The organism is Prevotella sp. C0209C1, assembly GCF_056583855.1.
On sequence record NZ_JBWPJP010000001.1, the window covers coordinates 1 to 18072 of the forward strand.

13 protein-coding genes and 2 pseudogenes are annotated in these 18072 nt (G+C 36.1%); 3 read left to right on the forward strand and 12 right to left on the reverse strand.

Features of this window, described 5'->3' with window-relative positions; genetic code table 11:
* Positions 1 to 118: 118 nt before the first annotated feature.
* Positions 119 to 351 (forward strand): annotated as a pseudogene (locus AC1DCD_RS00005) (transposase); the annotation flags it as partial.
* A 138-nt stretch (positions 352 to 489) separates the two neighbouring features.
* On the opposite strand, the gene AC1DCD_RS00010 reads toward AC1DCD_RS00005, so the two are convergent.
* The 10 genes and pseudogenes from AC1DCD_RS00010 to lptB all read right to left on the reverse strand — a co-directional run bounded on the left by AC1DCD_RS00010 (position 490) and on the right by lptB (position 11772).
* Entirely contained in the window at positions 490 to 1629 is a 1140-nt protein-coding gene (locus AC1DCD_RS00010; protein ID WP_464639267.1) for a nuclease domain-containing protein, read from the reverse strand.
* The gene (locus tag AC1DCD_RS00015) at positions 1622 to 2677 is read right to left on the reverse strand and encodes a DUF2357 domain-containing protein (RefSeq protein ID WP_464639269.1); all 1056 of its coding nucleotides are present in this window, start codon (positions 2675 to 2677) and stop codon (positions 1622 to 1624) included. The genes AC1DCD_RS00010 and AC1DCD_RS00015 overlap by 8 nt, the downstream gene beginning before the upstream one ends.
* 12 nt (positions 2678 to 2689) lie before the next feature.
* Positions 2690 to 4225 carry an McrB family protein gene (locus tag AC1DCD_RS00020; RefSeq protein WP_464639271.1) on the reverse strand — a complete coding sequence of 512 codons (1536 nt, stop codon included), beginning with the start codon at positions 4223 to 4225 and terminating at the stop codon, positions 2690 to 2692.
* A 60-nt stretch (positions 4226 to 4285) separates the two neighbouring features.
* Positions 4286 to 4567 (reverse strand): BRO family protein, encoded by a 282-nt coding sequence (locus AC1DCD_RS00025; protein ID WP_353585528.1) that lies wholly within the window; start codon positions 4565 to 4567, stop codon positions 4286 to 4288.
* Positions 4568 to 4587: 20 nt separating this feature from the next.
* Positions 4588 to 4719 (reverse strand): annotated as a pseudogene (locus AC1DCD_RS00030) (helix-turn-helix domain-containing protein); the annotation flags it as partial.
* Between the two features lie 251 nt (positions 4720 to 4970).
* Complete coding sequence (recQ, locus tag AC1DCD_RS00035; RefSeq protein ID WP_353585529.1) at positions 4971 to 7154, reverse strand: DNA helicase RecQ; 2184 nt, start codon at positions 7152 to 7154, stop codon at positions 4971 to 4973.
* Positions 7155 to 7268: 114 nt separating this feature from the next.
* Positions 7269 to 8501, reverse strand: a complete 1233-nt coding sequence (clpX, locus tag AC1DCD_RS00040; protein ID WP_008450764.1) for an ATP-dependent Clp protease ATP-binding subunit ClpX — start codon at positions 8499 to 8501, stop codon at positions 7269 to 7271.
* 10 nt (positions 8502 to 8511) lie between these two features.
* On the reverse strand, positions 8512 to 9177 hold the full coding sequence (gene clpP / locus AC1DCD_RS00045) for an ATP-dependent Clp endopeptidase proteolytic subunit ClpP (protein WP_019036115.1): 666 nt from the start codon (positions 9175 to 9177) through the stop codon (positions 8512 to 8514).
* A gap of 184 nt (positions 9178 to 9361) precedes the next feature.
* Positions 9362 to 10729, reverse strand: coding sequence for a trigger factor (gene tig / locus AC1DCD_RS00050; RefSeq protein WP_464639274.1), 1368 nt, complete (start codon positions 10727 to 10729; stop codon positions 9362 to 9364).
* 191 nt (positions 10730 to 10920) lie between these two features.
* Complete coding sequence (gene lptB, locus AC1DCD_RS00055; protein WP_008447544.1) at positions 10921 to 11772, reverse strand: LPS export ABC transporter ATP-binding protein; 852 nt, start codon at positions 11770 to 11772, stop codon at positions 10921 to 10923.
* A 151-nt stretch (positions 11773 to 11923) separates the two neighbouring features.
* On the opposite strand from lptB, the gene AC1DCD_RS00060 reads away from it, so the two are divergent.
* The gene (locus AC1DCD_RS00060; protein ID WP_008447545.1) at positions 11924 to 12670 is read left to right on the forward strand and encodes an MlaE family ABC transporter permease; all 747 of its coding nucleotides are present in this window, start codon (positions 11924 to 11926) and stop codon (positions 12668 to 12670) included.
* Positions 12671 to 12715: 45 nt separating this feature from the next.
* Complete coding sequence (locus AC1DCD_RS00065) at positions 12716 to 13495, forward strand: ABC transporter ATP-binding protein (RefSeq protein WP_464639277.1); 780 nt, start codon at positions 12716 to 12718, stop codon at positions 13493 to 13495.
* Positions 13496 to 13909: 414 nt separating this feature from the next.
* On the opposite strand, the gene mutL is transcribed toward AC1DCD_RS00065, so the two are convergent.
* Positions 13910 to 15847: a DNA mismatch repair endonuclease MutL gene (gene mutL / locus AC1DCD_RS00070; RefSeq protein ID WP_464639279.1), complete on the reverse strand. Its 1938-nt coding sequence runs from the start codon at positions 15845 to 15847 to the stop codon at positions 13910 to 13912.
* 327 nt (positions 15848 to 16174) lie between these two features.
* Positions 16175 to 18064 (reverse strand): OstA-like protein, encoded by a 1890-nt coding sequence (locus AC1DCD_RS00075; RefSeq protein WP_464639281.1) that lies wholly within the window; start codon positions 18062 to 18064, stop codon positions 16175 to 16177.
* Positions 18065 to 18072: the final 8 nt, after the last annotated feature.

Genomic DNA, 18072 nt, shown 5'->3' on the forward strand with positions numbered 1-18072 from the left:
CAGATATTTGCAAATAATTTATAGCATAATATACTATGAATCAGATGAATATTAGGCTTTTAAGGGTGGACTATATATTCAAGTCCTGAGAGATATTCCTTGTTGGTTTCATTCTTAACAAATCATAGCTTTCGTTCTTACAGGAGCAAATGTCAGTGACAAAGACATAAAGGTTTTCAAGGTTCTTGCCAAACGTCTGTATGGCAAGCTGTTCGCTGACAAAGGATACATATCACAAAAACTTTTTGACTTTCTTTTTGAAGATGGTATTCAGTTGGAGACGGGGCTCATGGTAAATATGAAAACAAACTCATGCCTTTCTATGATAGAATGATGCTGCGCAAAAGCTATAGGTCTGATTTTAACAAGGAACATTGCTCCTAACTTATCAAAATATAGACGGCTTAACCCGAACTGGGGTATCTTTTTCGCTCCTTTTGTTTATCTCCAAAAGTTGCATTTCTTAATTGAACTTACGAACTTAGTTGTTTATTTGGCTATACATTCCTCCAACTTATCAAAGGTAGTATCAATAAACGTGTGGACTATCATCTTTGTTGTGTCTATCGGTTGGAATTCTGCATATTGCTTGCGAACATACTGAAGTTCAAAAGCCAGGCGGAGAGCCTTGCTCTCGTTATCATCTTCATCCGTTTGTTTTGCCTCTTTGCCTGTTATAGTCCGCATCTTAACAATCTCATACACATCACGTATTCCTTTTCCTTTGATATATGGCATGAAGAAGCGAAGATCTTGTAGGGCGATGGTTGTTGGGAACTGTTTTCCTGAATAATACAGAGTTGCAGTTCCGTTCATAAACGCTTGAAACAGTCTGTTGTCCTCTTTCGCCAATCCAATCAGTACACGGTTGCCTATCTCCACATACGCACCCTTTTGCGGTATAACATGAGCAATGGTCTCGTATGATTTGGTATGTATAAGTTCATCAATGAAATTCTCCAAAAGTTTTCTGTTCTCTACATCTTTAGGGCGAAGAGGGAAGGCTCCGATATTCACTTCCTTGATGGTTTTATAGAACTTCGATACAGCCACATCATTCGGCTCACCATCACCAGGAAAGAGAATGTAACCGCCTATAACCTCTTTTTTTAACGCATTAGCGTCATAGTCTTTGTAGTATATGGCATCACGATAGCGGTGCATCTGATTGATGGCGTCCTCTGGTGGTACATTCACGCCCTTGTCTTTGCCGTCTATACGGTATTTCGCATCAAAGAGATAGGTCATCTTCATGCCTTGCTGCAAGTCGTTCTTGGTGAGCTGCAATACTATGTCTGGTTTCTGCGGTACGGTCGGCACAACCAGGTCTTTCATGCCCACATTGTCGTTTTCCGTGTCGGCGTTCTTTGGGTTATATACCAATTCTGCCAGCTCCACGCCATCCTTGCGGAACAATATGCGTGAGTGTTCGCCTTTGCCAAGCTCCCAAGAGAAGATGCTGTTCATCTCTATACGGTTGCGATGTTCTACATCTTCATTCTCCAAACGCAACTGTGCCTTGACAATATGGCTCACCTCTATGAAACACCATATCTCATAGAGCGTTGCTATATCCTTCGTCTGCAAGCGATATAAGCCGTCGTTCAGCGAATAGGCTCTTCTAAGCAAGTTCCATGTACGGTAATACTTGGCTATAGCCCGTTGCCTTTTGCAGTACCATGCTTTCTTGGTTTATTCCCTTGAACCTTCCTATTGTTCTGAAGAAGGTATGATGTTGCAGCCGTTTCAATGTTTCCGAGGTTGCAAGCATGGCAGACTTCATCGTGCCAGAAGCAGTCTTTATCGCCTCAATGCGTTGGCGCAGATCCTCATACCGCTTGCTTATCTTATGAAGTGCAAACTTCAGGAAGCGGTTCTCTTGCGTGTCGTTAGATAGTATATATTGCTCCACACGATAGAGGTATGCAGGTTCCTTGCGATGTTCTGCCAGTCTGTTCTCTATGTTATGGGGAGTTTGCTTCAGTTTGTCCGCTCTCAGATACACCTCCTCACCGTGAAGTCTGTGGCGAGGTCGGTCAATGATGCTTTTGCAGGCTTTTATGAATTTCTGTTGTTCTCCCTCAAACACGCTCCACCAAACGATATCTGGGTGCTCGCCGTTTTGGTCGGGCGAGAAACCATGAAACGTGCGTCGCATATAGTCTAACGACAACATACGGTATTCTCGCTCTATATCCTCCACAATTGTGCGCCAATGCTCATGATAGTCGAGCTTCGTACTCAGAACTTCAAAAGCGAAACGGAATGCCCTTGTTTTTTTGTCTACTTTATATATAATCTGTATCTCGCTTCGTCCTATCTCGTTCTTGTAGTTGATGAAACCAGCCAAGATGTGACGACGAAAGGAAAAGCGGTCGTTGTCGTTTTGCAGGATGGACCCAAATTGAGCGTCTTTCACATAGTCTTTGAACTCTATCCAGATGGGATAGTCGGCATTGTCGAAAAATGTGGCGGGAGCAGGAACACCTTGCTCAATGTCTATTTCATGGTCGGCATCCAATGTCCGCTTAACAGACCTGACACCCTCCGACCAAGAGTAAGTGGAGTAGAGTTTGTCCTCGCCCACGTTACTCTTAGCCTTGTTCCAAATACCGTCGAACTTCGTACATTCGACAATCATCGTGAAATCTTTATGCTCAATAGTCAATAGTTCCATCCGTATTGCTTTTTAGCTCCAAAAACTTGTATATCCCGAAACGAGTTTGGCTTTCATCTCCTTCAGTTTCGCCAAAGATATTGATTTGACAGTATTCTCTTCTCCCGACACAATTTTCAATCCGTTCTCGATGGCTTTGCTTAAATTGTCAAGTAGTTCGTCGCTAACCTTTGTGTCATCACCCTCAATGCGCGACAGGACTTTCATGCTGGTAATCTCGTCCAAAGCACGAGCCACTACATATCCTTGTGGCAACTCTTCGTCATTTTCTCCCTTATTGTAAGGCAGATTGTTTACCACATAAAGCAGGAAATCGTTGCGGGTGCGGTAGGCTATCTTGAATGGAGTACCTTCCAACACGTCATTTACATTTTGTAGATAGCGAAGTGCAATGTCGCAAATATCGGTGTAGTCGTTGTAAACATCCACGCCTTCCACAGCAGAGCCGATAAGCTCTGCATTACCCAACTTGCCTATGTTTTCGTGACGTTTGGTCAGACCGCCATGCAAATCAACCTCGTTCATTTCGATAGTCATGGCACGATCGAGCACCTTGCGAGAGAACGAGAATGTTGTCTCGTCCATATTCACCGTTCCTACGACTATGAGGTTTTGAGGAATGCTGATACCTTCTTCGTTGAATTGCTTGCGAATGTCTTCATCTGATGTCAGTGAAGCTGTCAAGTTGAAGTACCATTCCTCGTCTGCCTTTTCAACAATTGGGTCTGTAGTCACTGTTCCATCTTCATTACTCTTGCGAGACTCTATCACACTCAAATATTCTGCAAAGTATTGCTCTACAGGTGCAAGGTTCATCTTGTCCAAGCACAAGAAGTATGGCGTTTCAGTATCTTCCCATGCTTTGGCGATAAATTTCAAGAATTCTCCTGCCACAAACTCAGCCTTTCCGCTAATACGGCTCACATAACCAATCAAGTCGCTTGAGTCATGCCAGTTTGGTTTCACTTGTATCATTTGGAAGTTCTTTTTTGCCTTGTATTCATCTGTGCCTTCTTCCCAACATGCTCTTGCTAACTCTCGCACTATTCGGCTTTTACCTGTGCCGGAGATACCTGCAAGCAGGAGGAAAGGCTTTGACTTGATGGCGGTGATGTAAGGGCGGTAGGTTGAATGTTGCACGCCTGATGAAACTTTATTTATTATTTTCTGGTCTGAAGATTCAGATAATTCTTCTGTCTTTTGGTGCATAAAGTATGAACGAGCCCTGATAAAACACACATAATGCATTATACTGCCAGACCGCCAGTGTTGGTTCTTATCATTATCGTGTTTTATGAACTCTTCATCGTCCAAAAGAGTATCAGCAATATTTTCAACTTCATTAGGAACAGTAATGTCATACATACTTTTTATATGCTTCCAGATTTCTGGATTATAGTCAAAAAGAACGTCAACCTCCAGAAATGCCAAAAAACTTTGGACTGCTGTAGATTGTAAATTGAATCCTTTTTCTGTCCTTCGAGATGACCTTACTATATTTGAAAGGTAATATGTAAATTCTTCTTTTATTTTTTTTCTGGAATCCATAGTTTTTATTTTTTCTCCACTGCTTTCTTCTGTTCGCTTGTCAATCTGCGTTTCACTTTCTTAATTGCAAACGTAGCGCGTAAGCATGATGTTGCCTATCTGACGCTCAGCACCTAAACTAAGTACAACCATTTTGCTGACGTCAGCAAAATGGTCTTTTATATCATGATCAGCATTTTTGCACGATTCCTTTGCTTTATCAATGACTTTCAAGAAATTACGCCATTGGGTGTATCCCAATAGAGAACATAATTCTCTTGCGCTCCAACATTCTATGCCATTTGTAACACGTGATACTTGTTCAAATTGAGAGAACAATGCCTGTATTTCTTCTTTTTTCATTCTGTCTCGTGCTTAAATTCTTAAAACCTTACTAAGTCGGTCAATTCTACATCTAATATTTTGGCTATCTGCATTATATTGCCTAAGTCTGGCTGACTTGAATTGGTACACCATTTTGATATGGTTGTTTGCTCTTTACCTAATTGTTCAGCCTACCAAATGTCCATTACGCCTAATATTGTAGTTTCTATCTATTTTATATACTTAAGTATTGCTATCATTATCATATACAATGACGCGCTTTGCTCATAGTTGTTTTTTGCAAAAGCAAGAATAATTTAGGGTAACGCTTCTCACGAGATATAATCTCTTTTGGTTATCTTTGTTCTTGTAAAATAAAAATATAACTCTGAGTAAAGATAGTCATTTTACCGAATAGAAAAATTTTATTTTAGTGAAGCTTTTAATTACCCATATCTGACAAGAACTTTATTCGTGCTAATCGTATTTCATCTTCAGAAAAGCTACCATCAAGCTCATCCATAGCGCTATCAATGCTATCAGATGTACTATTCATAAAGTAGTCATGTATATCTTCTATTTGATCATCATCGAAAATTTCTTCTATTTCATAATCTATATTTAGCTTTGTCCCGCTATATACTATTTCTTCTATTTTTGCAAGTAATTCTGTATATGATAGTCCTTCTGTAGAAGCAATATCATGAAAAGGAATTTTACGATCTATACTTTGTATTATCTTTACTTTCTGCATAGATTTCTTGGCAACAGTTCGTACGCGAAGTTCATCAGGACGTTCTATTTCTTTTTCTTTACAATATTTATGTATTAATTTATAGAACTCTTCGCCATAACGTTTGGCTTTACCAGCTCCAACACCTTGAATGTTTTGAAGTTCCTGTTCGTTAATAGGATACATCATAGCCATTTGTTCTAAAGAAACATCTTGAAAAACAACATACGGAGGTACGCCAAACTTATGTGCAACTGTTTTTCGCAATCCTTTTAGCATAGTAAAAAGCTCAGGATCTAAAACTGATCCTCCATTATAGCTATCAATATCATTGACATCTTCTTTAAACTCAGCATCAAGCACTATCATAAAAGACTCTGGCGATTTAATAAATTTCTCTCCCTTCGCAGTAATTTTTAGTAAGCCATATAATTCTACACTTTTCTTTATATATCCTTTTAAAATTGCTTGACGTATTACGGGATTCCAAACTTTGTTGTTTATATTTTCGCCAGCTCCAAAAGTTAATAGTTTTTCATGCTTATGATCACGAATATCATCGGTGGCTCTGCCCTTTACAAAATCAATAATATACTCTTGTCTAAAATTTTCTTTCAACTCTTTAATAGCTTGAAGAACTATCTTTAAAGGGTCTTTCGCTTCTATAAGTGTCTTAGGATTACGGCAATTATCACACATGCCACAATTATCTTTTGGATATTCTTCTCCAAAATAGTGAAGTAAAAGTTTGCGTCTACATACTGAAGATTCTGCGTATGCCTCTGTCTCTTGCAATAACTGTCGCCCAATATCTTGCTCTGCTATAGGCTTTCCTTCCATAAACTTTTCTAATTTCTTTAGATCATTTCGAGAATAAAAAGCTATGCAGATACCTTCTTCTCCATCACGTCCGGCTCTACCAGTTTCTTGATAATAACCTTCTAAGCTCTTAGGAATGTCATAATGGATAACAAAGCGAACATCAGGCTTATCAATACCCATTCCAAAGGCTATAGTTGCAACTATAACATCAATATCCTCCATGAGGAATTGATCTTGCGTTTTAGAGCGTGTTTCTGAATCAAGACCTGCATGATAAGCTGCCGCTTTTATATCATTAGCAATTAATATTGCAGCAAGTTCTTCTACTTTCTTACGAGACAGACAATATATGATACCACTTTTACCAGAGTGTTGCTTTATGAAACGAATAATCTGCTTATTCGTGTCATCTTCATTTTTCTTAAAGCGTACTTCATAATAAAGGTTTGGGCGATTAAAAGAACTCTTAAATTCTAAGCATCCCTCTATGCCTAAGCTGCGCACAATATCCGTTCGTACCTTATCGGTTGCTGTCGCCGTAAGAGCTATGATAGGAGCTTTACCTATTTCATCGATAGCTGTGCGTATCTTACGATATTCTGGACGAAAGTCATGTCCCCATTCTGAAATACAATGAGCCTCATCTATAGCATAAAAACTAACTTTTATAGTTTTTAAAAAAGCTATATTATCTTCTTTATTAAGCGACTCTGGAGCAACGTATAATAACTTTGTTTTACCTACTCTAATATCATTTCTTACACTATCTATTTCTGTTTTCTTAAGGGAAGAATTAAGAAAATGTGCAACACCATCAGTTTCACTTATACCGTTTACAACATCTACCTGATTTTTCATCAATGCTATAAGTGGAGAAACTACGATAGCGGTGCCTTCCATAATAAGTGAAGGTAGCTGGTAACATAGGCTCTTTCCTCCACCTGTAGGCATTAATACAAAAATATCATTGCCCGCAAGAAGATGAAGAATAATAGATTCTTGCTCACCTTTAAAGTTGTCGAAACCAAAGAAATGTTTCAGTTTTTCAATAAGATTTACCTCTTTAATCATTGTAAATAGATTAATGTTTTTGCTATCTTTATATTAGAGTTGAAACAAACTTTTTTATATGTAGTAACATAACTACATACTTAGAATATCATTATTTATCTAAAATCTTTAGAATTACATCTTCTTGAGATGTGATTTATTTAGCTGTGCTATAACGTAATCTTTAGTTACTTCAAAATTTTTAATGTTTTGTGATGGAATTTCAAACATAGCGTCCATCATTACCGACTCTACTATTGAACGTAAACCACGTGCTCCGAGCTTATATTCTACAGCTTTATCTACAATATAATCAAGAGCCGAATCAGTAAAACTCAGCTTAATGCCATCCATATCAAAGAGTTTTATATACTGTTTTACTATAGAGTTTTTAGGCTGTACTAATATTCGGCGTAAAGCATCTCTGTTTAAAGGAGTGAGATAAGTAAGTACTGGCAAACGACCAATAATTTCAGGAATTAACCCAAATGATTTTAGGTCTTGTGGCAATACATACTTCATTAAATCTTCTTTATCTATCTTAGCTACGTTTTGTACAGAATTATATCCCACAACATGAGTGTTTAAGCGTTGAGCTATTTTGCGTTCAATTCCGTCAAAAGCACCACCACAGATAAATAATATATTCTTAGTATCTACATGAATATAATCTTGATCAGGGTGCTTACGTCCTCCCTTAGGAGGTACATTAACTATAGTTCCCTCGAGTAATTTTAACATGCCCTGCTGTACGCCTTCACCACTAACATCACGGGTGATGCTTGGGTTATCGCTTTTACGGGCTATCTTATCTATCTCGTCAATAAAAACAATACCACGCTCTGCAGCGGCTACATTATAATCGGCTACTTGGAGTAAACGTGATAAGATACTCTCAACGTCTTCACCTACATAACCTGCTTCTGTAAACACTGTAGCATCGACAATAGTAAATGGGACTTCAAGCAATTTAGCAATGGTACGTGCTAAAAGGGTTTTACCAGTGCCTGTAGAACCTACCATAATGATATTGCTTTTTTCTATCTCTACACCATCATCTTTCTTCTGCTGTTGTAAACGCTTGTAATGATTATACACAGAAACAGATAGGTATCGTTTAGCCTCATCTTGTCCTATTATATATTCATCGAGATATTTTTTTATTTCTTGTGGTTTTGGGACTTTCTTAAGATTTATTTTCTTATTATTATCTGATGATGTATGTTCTTCTGATACTATGCCAGATTGCATAACTATTCGATAAGCCTGCTGAGCGCAATCATTACAGATAAATCCATGAAGACCATTTATAAGAAGTTTTACGTCCTTTTCACTTCTACCACAAAAGCTACATTTATTCAAAGCCATTAAATACTTATTATTTTTTACGTACAAGAACCTCGTCTATCATACCATAAGCCTTTGCCTCTTCTGCTGTCATCCAGTAGTTACGATCACTATCGTTCCATACTTTTTCAAAAGGCTGATGCGAATGGGTGCTTATTATAGTATAAAGTTCTTTTTTAAATTTTTGAATTTCCTTTGCTTCTATCTCTATATCAGAAGCCTGACCTTGTACACCTCCCAGTGGCTGATGTATCATTACACGGCTATGAGGCAAAGCAGAACGCTTCCCTTCTTGGCCAGCTACAAGCAAAACAGCTCCCATAGATGCAGCCATACCAGTACAGATAGTAGCAACATCGCTAGAAATAAATTGCATTGTATCATAAATGCCAAGCCCTGCTGTAACGCTTCCTCCAGGGGAGTTTATATATATAGAAATGTCTTTACCTGAATCAACTGAGTCGAGGTAAAGTAGCTGTGCCTGTAGAGTGTTAGCAGTATAATCGTCTATCTGAGTACCTAAAAAAATGATACGATCCATCATAAGACGTGAAAATACATCCATTTGGGTAACATTTAGCTGACGTTCCTCTAAAATGTAAGGGTTAAGATACTGATTTTGAGTTTTTATAACATCATCTATAACCATACCACTCATTCTGAGATGTTGTGTGGCATATTTGCGAAAATCATTCATGTTTTATTTATACCTTTTGTTTAATTAGACAAATAGAGATTACTGACCTCTCCGCTTTATCTTTATGTGTTAGTGTCAAAGATTATGCCAAAAGTTATGACAGAACCTATTATACTTAACACAAAGATAACGAAAAAATCGGTAATCTCTATATATTATAAATGATTATTTTCTAAAAAATATATTATTTGCCGTTTACCAGTTTGTTAAACTCATCAAGGCTCACTGTCTTTTTATTCAATTTAACAACGCCTTTCAGCTTATCAGCGAGCTTACGTTCGAGAGCAGCTTCTACAAAAGAGTCAACATTTTCATGTTTCTTTAGCATTTCGTCAGCATAATTATTTAAATATTCATCAGGAACATTAGTCATGCCATATTGTGCAAACTGAGTTCGAGCCATTTGGATAGCACTCTCGCGGACATCCTTATCTTCTACCTTAATATCATTAGCTTCAGCAAGATGCTCTTTTATTAGATGCCATGTAAGCTCTTTTATACTACCCTCATAGTTCTTTTCAACAAAATCAGCCCCTTTATCTTTATTATTAGCTATCATAATGCGTTTAAGCAAAGCTTCAGGGAACTCTAACTTCCCAACCTTCTTTTCCATGTGAGAACGAAGATCTTGGATAAACTTATAATTAGAATCGATTTCAAGCTGAGAAGCTAATCCCTCTGCGATGACTTTGCGAAAAGCTGCTTCGTCTTCTATTTTAGCATCTTTACCATAAACGTTTTCCCATAATTCCTTATTATTCTCAGCCTTAACGAAACGAGAAATCTCTGTAATTTGATAAGAGAAGTCGCCTGTATGGTTAGCTATTTCCTCTTTATTAATCTTTAATAAAGATGATACCTCTGTGTCGTTGTCTGGATATGCTGCGCGTGGGTTCCAAGTTATAATATCACCTAACTTAGCTCCTTTAAATAAGTTCTTCTGATCTTCTACTTTAATGTATTGTGGCATTAATACTGCACCCTCTACCGTTATACCTCCTTCGAGAGTATTGCCATTTGCATCTAATTCGCGAAGATCTCCTTTTAGCATATCACGCTTTTCTATATCAAAATCTTCTGCTTTGTCATAATGACCTGCACGATTTTGATACATTTCCACTTGTTGATCTATTAATTTGTCATCTACTTCTATTTCATAAAAGTCTATTTTATCTTTACCGCTTAATGCTGCTTTAAATTCAGGAGCAATTGCAAGATCAAACATAAAAGTATATGGAGCTTCTTTTTCTAAGTCTACTGCCCCTTGTTTTTCAGAAGCCATTGGCTGACCTAATACCTGAATTTTATTATCAACAATATACTTCTGCAAATTCTCTCCAAGAAGTTTATTAACAACATCCATTTTAATTTGTGTGCCATACTGACGTTTAAGCAACCCCATAGGAACTTGCCCTGGACGGAAACCGGGAATGTTTGCACGCTTGCGATAGTCCTTTAGAGTTTTTTCTACCTCTTCCCTATAGTCTGCTTCTTCTACAGTAATGGTCATCAAACCATTAATTTTGTCTGGATTTTCAAATGAAATATTCATTTTTAGATGTTTATTATATTATTTATTATTATTATTAAAACCGTATTTTACATAAAAGCACATAATATGCCATAAACCATTATAAAGTGCAAAGATAATGATTTTTTAATTGACAGCCAATTTATTAATGTCTAAAAACAATCTGCCCTAACTTAACCTTATTTATTTTCTATTCTAATTATCTAATTATATTAAATTGTATTAATAATTTCATCTTCAGCTTTCTCTTCGGCTTCTTGTGCCCGTTTACGTTCATTGATAAGCTGAAAATCCTTTTTTTGAAGAACGAAGTCGACACCTAAGTATTTCTCTTTTACAACTTTATTTGCTGATAGCTCTTCCGGAGTACCTTTAAACAAGATACGTCCTTCAAACAAAAGGTAAGCGCGGTCAGTGATATTAAGTGTCTCGTGCACATTATGGTCGGTAATGAGAATACCTATATTGCGAAATTTTAATTGCCAAACAATATGCTGAATATCTTCTACTGCTATTGGGTCTACACCAGCAAAAGGCTCATCTAACATAATAAACTTAGGGTCAATAGCTAAGCATCGCGCTATTTCGCAGCGACGGCGTTCTCCTCCTGAAAGCCGATCGCCAAGATTCTTACGTACTTTCTCCAAACGAAATTCGCGAATAAGGCTCTCCATCTTTTCTATACGTTGTTCACGAGAAAGCTTAGTCATTTCTAAGACGCTCATTATGTTATCTTCTACACTCATTTTACGAAAGACACTAGCCTCTTGTGGTAAATATCCTATGCCAGCCTTAGCACGTTTATAGACAGGATATTTTGTTATTTCTTTATCATCAATATACACATGCCCTTCGTTAGGAACTACCAATCCTGTCGTCATATAGAACGAAGTGGTTTTTCCGGCTCCATTAGGCCCTAACAATCCTACAATCTCTCCTTGTCGCACATTTATACTAACACCATTAGCTACTGTGCGTTTACCATATCGTTTTACAAGATTTTCGGTATGTAAAATGCTACTTTTTTTTTCTTGACTAACTACAGTTTTTTCAATTTCATTCATTTCTGAGTCATACTTTATTTTGCAAATATAAGAAATTAAATTTGTTATCATTTACATTTAAAGACTTTTTCTATAACTTCAACTCTCTATTATGCCTATATATAGTATATTTTAGTTACTTTTGCAATTGAATAAAATAAAACTGTAATAAATGTTGATAAAGGATCGTCTCTTCAGCTTTGGTGAGTATCTTATGCTTATGAAGCGTACATTTAGTAGGCCAGAGCGTATGCGAATGTTTTTTAAATCGTATGTGAGAGAAATGTCGCAATTAGGAGTTAATTCCATTGGTATTGTTTTATTAATTTCCTTTTTTATAGGAGCTGTCATTTGCATTCAGATACGTTTAAATGTGCAAAGCCCATGGATGCCACATTGGGTGTCTGGATATGTAACACGAGAAATTATGCTATTGGAATTTTCTTCCAGTATAATGTGCTTGATACTTTCAGGGAAAGTGGGGTCTAACATAGCCTCAGAGCTTGGTTCGATGCGTGTTACACAGCAAATAGATGCTCTTGAAATTATGGGAATAAACTCTGCAAGTTACTTAATTCTTCCGAAAATATTAGGCTTAATGACCCTTATGCCTTTCTTAGTTATTTTTTCTGCTGCTATTGGCATGGTAGGTGCATATTCTACAGCTTATATCGGACATGTTATATCGCCTGCCGACCTTACAGAAGGAGTACAACATCATTTTAATCAATGGTTTATGTGGATGAGTATTTTAAAAGGATTCTTTTTTGCTTTTATAATCTCAAGTGTATCTTCCTATATGGGGTATTCAGTAAAAGGAGGCTCTCAAGAGGTGGGTAAAGCATCTACTGATGCAGTAGTAAAGTCGAGTGTACTAATACTTTTTAGCGATGTGTTCCTTACACAACTATTAAGCTAAAGTAGATAAAACAGGAAAAGCTGAACAGCTAAAAAAAAGACTATAATGATAGAAGTAAAAAACTTATATAAATCATTCGGAGAAAAAGAAGTATTAAAAAACATAAACACTGTCTTTGAAGATGGTAAAATAAACCTTATTATAGGTCAGAGTGGCGCAGGAAAAACTGTGTTAATGCGTTGTGTAACAGGGCTTATGAGTCCAACTAAAGGAGAAGTGTTATACGATGGACGTAATTTTATAAATCTAAAAAAGAAGCAACAGGTGCTTATGCGTCGTGAAATGGGCATGATTTTTCAGAGTGCTGCATTATTCGACTCGCAAACAGTAGAAGAAAATGTGCGTTTTCCTTTAGATATGTTTTCCTCAATGAGTTTTGAAGAACGTCAAGAACGAGTTAGAGAATGTCTTGACCGTGTGCATCTTGCAGGAACAGAACAAAAATATCCAGGAGAATTGTCTGGTGGAATGCAGAAGCGTGTAGCAATTGCTCGTGCTATAGTGATGAGTCCTAAATATTTATTTTGTGATGAGCCAAATTCTGGTCTCGATCCAAAAACGTCCCTTGTTATAGATAAGTTGCTTACTGATATTACTCATGATCTCAATATAACAACTATTATTAATACACATGATATGAATTCGGTGATGGGTATAGGTGAGAATATTGTGTTTATTGCTTCTGGAAAAGCGGAATGGCAAGGAAATAAAGATGATATTATAACTTCTAAAAACAAAAAGCTCAATGACCTAATATTTGCTTCAGACTTATTTAAAAAGATTAAGCAAGTAGAAATGGAGGAAAGCAATAATATAACAAGATAAAAAGCTATCTTAATTGTAATTTTTGTGTAGGATAGAGATAAGTATAATATCCTCCACTTTTTTATTATATGTAAGGTATCCTATTGGGCTATTTAAAAAACAAAAAAAGAGGGATTTTCATATATTTTTTTTATTTGTTAGTATGAAAAACTACAAATATAAGGTGTTAAAAAAGCTGGATAGGCTTATCTTTGCAAGAGAGAAAAGCCATTAGTTGTAGGAGAAAGAATAACTTGTGGAAATAAAAAACAACCTATTTTTGTAGCATTTTTAATTTATTTTTGCATCAAAAATAGGTTATTTTTGTTCCGTATAGATGTTTTATTATTATACTAATAGTAATGTTTTGTTATTTAAAATGTTAGTTTTTATAATATATAAAATTGTTACTTATAGAGAGATTCTTTCATTTTTCTAAAACATATGATCTATATCTTGCTGTTTTAAAATAGCAATAATCGTTTTACCATTAGGTGTATAATTGACAGTATCACAAGCAAAAAGGTCGTTCACAAGCGATTCCATTTCTTTATTTCCTAATACTTGTCCTACAGGAATAGCAGCATTGTATGCTAATTTGGTGGCTATGGATATGTTAATTTCTTCTTTTATACTTATATTCTTTTCACTTGCTGTGGCTATAATTTCTTGTACAAGGTTTATTGTGTTTAGCCCTTCTAATCCTATGGGAACCCCGTTTATAGCAAAGCTATCTCCTCCTATATTATCTATTTGAAAACCAATATCATGCATTTCGGGTAATATCTTTTCAAGGATAGAGCGTTCTGTCTTTGTCAGATGTATTACTTCAGGGAATAATACCTTTTGGCTATGCCCTTTATGTTCTGTGAATTGTTTTAGATAATTTTCATATAAAATCCTTATGTGTGCACGATGCTGATCTATAAACATAAGTCCAGATTTTATAGCTGTTATAATATATCTTCCTTTATATTGATAATGAGATGGAGATTTTTCTTCTATGGCAGTTGCAATATCTTTAGATAGTTTCGATTGTATTAAAATTTCTTCACCATTTTCGTCAAAATCTAAATCCTGCAAAGAGGTTTGTTGTATATTATTAGTAGTAGTGTTATTCTGTAAAGAGCCTGCGTATAGTTCTTCCCAATTATCAGTATTAACTTTTATGTGGTTAGAAACGTTGGAGTTAATATTATATTTTGGGTTATCAGTATTATTATTAGTAGTAGTTATATGGTTTTCTTTATCAGAAAAACTATTTTCTAAGAATGGATTGAAGTTAGGATTAAAATTAGTTTCAGGAGCAGCAGTTTCGTTATTTGGTGAAAACACAGGAATGTCAGGACGTCCTTCAGTATCGAAGTCAATGGAAGAAACATCATAAAATTTACCTATAGTATCGCGAACTGCAGCCATAAGAATTTGCCAAATAGCCTGTTCGTTTTCAAATTTTATTTCAGTCTTTGTAGGATGAATATTAACATCAATATTTTCTGGTGGTACATCGAAATAGATAAAATAAGGAACCATTTCTCCTTGCGGTATAAGACGTTCATAAGCTGACATTATAGCTTTGTGAAAATAAGGATGCTTCATATAGCGTTCATTAACAAAAAGGTATTGGTGAACTCCTTTTTTCTTGGCAGACTCAGGCTTTCCTACAAAGCCATGTATATTGCATAGGGTTGTTTCGATATCTATGGGTAATAAACTTTGATTTAGTCGTTTACCAAATATTTCTATAACGCGTTGTTTAAAACTACCTCTTCTAAGATTATATACTTCAGAGCCATTGCTGTGAAGAGTAAAATTTATATCAGGGTAAACCAGAGCTATACGCTGAAAAGCTGTAATAATATTGTTAAGCTCTGTAGTGTTTGACTTTAGAAATTTTCTTCTTGCAGGCACATTGAAGAATAAGTTTTCTATCAGGAAATTGCTTCCTATAGTACATTGACATGGCTCTTGTGCTATAAATTTACCCCCAGAAATAGATAAATGGCAGCCTAATTCTTGACCCTCTATGCGTGTTTTCAGTTCTACTTGTGATACAGCAGCAATAGAGGCAAGTGCTTCTCCACGAAAGCCCATTGTGTGTAAGGCAAAGAGATCATCAGCTTTTCTAATTTTAGAGGTTGCATGTCGTTCAAAGGATAGTCGTGCATCTGTGTCAGACATACCTTTACCATTATCAATAACTTGTATTGATGTGCGTCCTGAATCTATTACTAATACGTTGATTATGGTGGCTTTAGCGTCAACAGAATTTTCAACTAACTCTTTAATTACAGATGCAGGACGCTGTATAACCTCGCCTGCAGCTATTTGATTGGCAACACTGTCGGGTAATAATTGTATTATATCGCTCATAAAAAATATCTATAAAAACAAATATACACAGCTCCAAGTAATGCTATAAGTATTAATCCTATTAGTCCAAGTGGGATAATATTAAAATAGTTTCTTCTTTTTACTCTTTGGTAATTATTATTAAACTCTTCTTTGACTCGTTCTTTTATCCTTTCGCGTCTACAAAGAGATGAATTTATATTATTATCCTTTGAGCATAACTTATGTTGTATATATTTTTCTTTTAATTTCTCAATAAATTCCTTTCGCTCATCAACGTAAATATATTCATGGTGAAATCGTCGAGGTTTTCTTTTATAAAAAAATAGCATCGTTTTTTATTTTTTCTTATTTCCGTCCTTCAATATGTTGCATAGGAGGTGGAGCTACTTGTGCATTGCGTATAGTTGTTGCAGACATACGAGCAGCTTTACGAAAAATATCATTTTTATCCTTAGGTCGTACTTCCTCGAACCATTCGAAATGTGGAAGTTTAAGGCGTTCAGGTGGTATCTGTGTCATAGGACTGAGTGTTCCTACCGATTTCGATAGCCATATTTTTTCCATTTGCTGCTTATCGTTTATAAACATACGTAACGTGTCGGTTTCTGTGTAATTATGACCCATAAGGGTGGTATCATTCTTTTCAGTATAATAGTATATTGATAGTACGTTGCCTATAGCATCTACTCTACGAATATTACCATTAGTAAAGAAGGCATGCATCATCTTTGAAGATAACTGATTATAATGTGTTTTATCATGTAGCTGCTCTATAGAAAAAGCATTTCCAAAGACATATGCCTCACGAACAGTAGAATCGTTCATGTAAGTGCGAATAGAGTCGCCTACTAATTGTCGGTTGCCGTTCCATATAATAGGATAATCGTACATGGTAATGGTAGAGTCCTTTGTGTTTGTTACTAAGAAGCCACATACTCCTTGTATGTCTGCACGATAAGCACGTACATTATTTACACCATATATTTTTCTATACATCTGTGGTGTGTTCATGTGAAACCCTTTCATGCTAATAGTATCAGCATGTATATAGAGAGTATCTTTGCTTTGTGAAAAATCCATAATCTCTGCGCCCGGATTTCCTCCAAAGCCAATAGCAGCAGAATCGGTGTAATGGATATAGTCTCCTTTAAAAGCATGTTTTTCTTTATGATCTATAAAGAAAACGTTTCCTTTGCCTTCTCCTTCGTTAGTTTTGCTATTATAAAAAAGGTTGTTGCCTGTCATGGTGCGTTGCTTTTTCTTATCTACTATCTTTACGTTTCCATGTCCTTCGCTATAACCTGTTTTAGAATTATAGATAATCTTATCACCAAGCATGGTGCGCTGCTCGCGGTTGTCTATTATCTTTACGTTTCCATTACCTTCACTATATCCTGTTTTAGAGTTATAAATAATATCTTCTCCAGTAATAATGCGTTTATTAACTTTATCTACAATTTTTACTTTACCATGACCTGTAGCGTCTCCTGTATTACTATTATAAGTAATATAATCACCCTCAACATCACGTTGAGGAGATTTTATTGTAGAGCGACCGTTGAGAGTCATATCATCTGATATACTATTATATGTACCATCACTAGTATGTATAATTTCGCCTTTTCTTGTGCGAATGACCGAAGGACCTACTACGTGTAGTTCTCCGGTCTCAGTGTTACCATGTGCAGTAGGAGTGGTTATGTGATATTTATAGCTACGCATTATCACATTCCCATAGAAATTTGCATCTTTTGTTTCTGTGTTATAATCGCCTTGGTCGGCAATAATAGTGTTCCCATTATATACTAAAGTGCCACGTCCTCCAAAGAAATTAGCCTCCTTAGATGCCATATTATAATCTAAACTATCACATCTAAGTGATCTTCTTGGCTCACGTAGCATTACCTTACCACGTGCTCTTAGCATCTGGTTAAAACCTTCGTAAAAAGCACGTTCACTATTTAGCGTTATACCTCCTTTATGAGTAATGTATACATGTCCAAAAGCAGAGAAGCTGTTTTCTACATTGTTTAAATAAGCACTATCGCACCTTAGTGTTGAACCTTTATAACGCATTATAACATTACCCTTAGCTACTTGCACATTTGTCTGATTATTAGGACTGTGCCGAAGTATATCAGCATGATCTAAAAAAATCTTTGCTATTGAAGCCTTTCTTTTTACCTGTGCACACAAAGGTTCTGATAGGCATATCCCAAAAAGGTATAATACCATTTTTATAA

Coding starts and splice junctions, on each gene's coding strand:
- AC1DCD_RS00020 (WP_464639271.1), bottom strand. CDS start 4,225: ATGGATTCCAGAAAAAAAATAAAAGAAGAATTTACATATTACCTTTCA.
- clpX (WP_008450764.1), bottom strand. CDS start 8,501: ATGGCTTTGAATAAATGTAGCTTTTGTGGTAGAAGTGAAAAGGACGTA.
- clpP (WP_019036115.1), bottom strand. CDS start 9,177: ATGAATGATTTTCGCAAATATGCCACACAACATCTCAGAATGAGTGGT.
- AC1DCD_RS00025 (WP_353585528.1), bottom strand. CDS start 4,567: ATGAAAAAAGAAGAAATACAGGCATTGTTCTCTCAATTTGAACAAGTA.
- mutL (WP_464639279.1), bottom strand. CDS start 15,847: ATGAGCGATATAATACAATTATTACCCGACAGTGTTGCCAATCAAATA.
- AC1DCD_RS00060 (WP_008447545.1), top strand. CDS start 11,924: ATGTTGATAAAGGATCGTCTCTTCAGCTTTGGTGAGTATCTTATGCTT.
- recQ (WP_353585529.1), bottom strand. CDS start 7,154: ATGATTAAAGAGGTAAATCTTATTGAAAAACTGAAACATTTCTTTGGT.
- lptB (WP_008447544.1), bottom strand. CDS start 11,772: ATGAATGAAATTGAAAAAACTGTAGTTAGTCAAGAAAAAAAAAGTAGC.
- AC1DCD_RS00015 (WP_464639269.1), bottom strand. CDS start 2,677: ATGGAACTATTGACTATTGAGCATAAAGATTTCACGATGATTGTCGAA.
- tig (WP_464639274.1), bottom strand. CDS start 10,729: ATGAATATTTCATTTGAAAATCCAGACAAAATTAATGGTTTGATGACC.
- AC1DCD_RS00065 (WP_464639277.1), top strand. CDS start 12,716: ATGATAGAAGTAAAAAACTTATATAAATCATTCGGAGAAAAAGAAGTA.
- AC1DCD_RS00075 (WP_464639281.1), bottom strand. CDS start 18,064: ATGGTATTATACCTTTTTGGGATATGCCTATCAGAACCTTTGTGTGCA.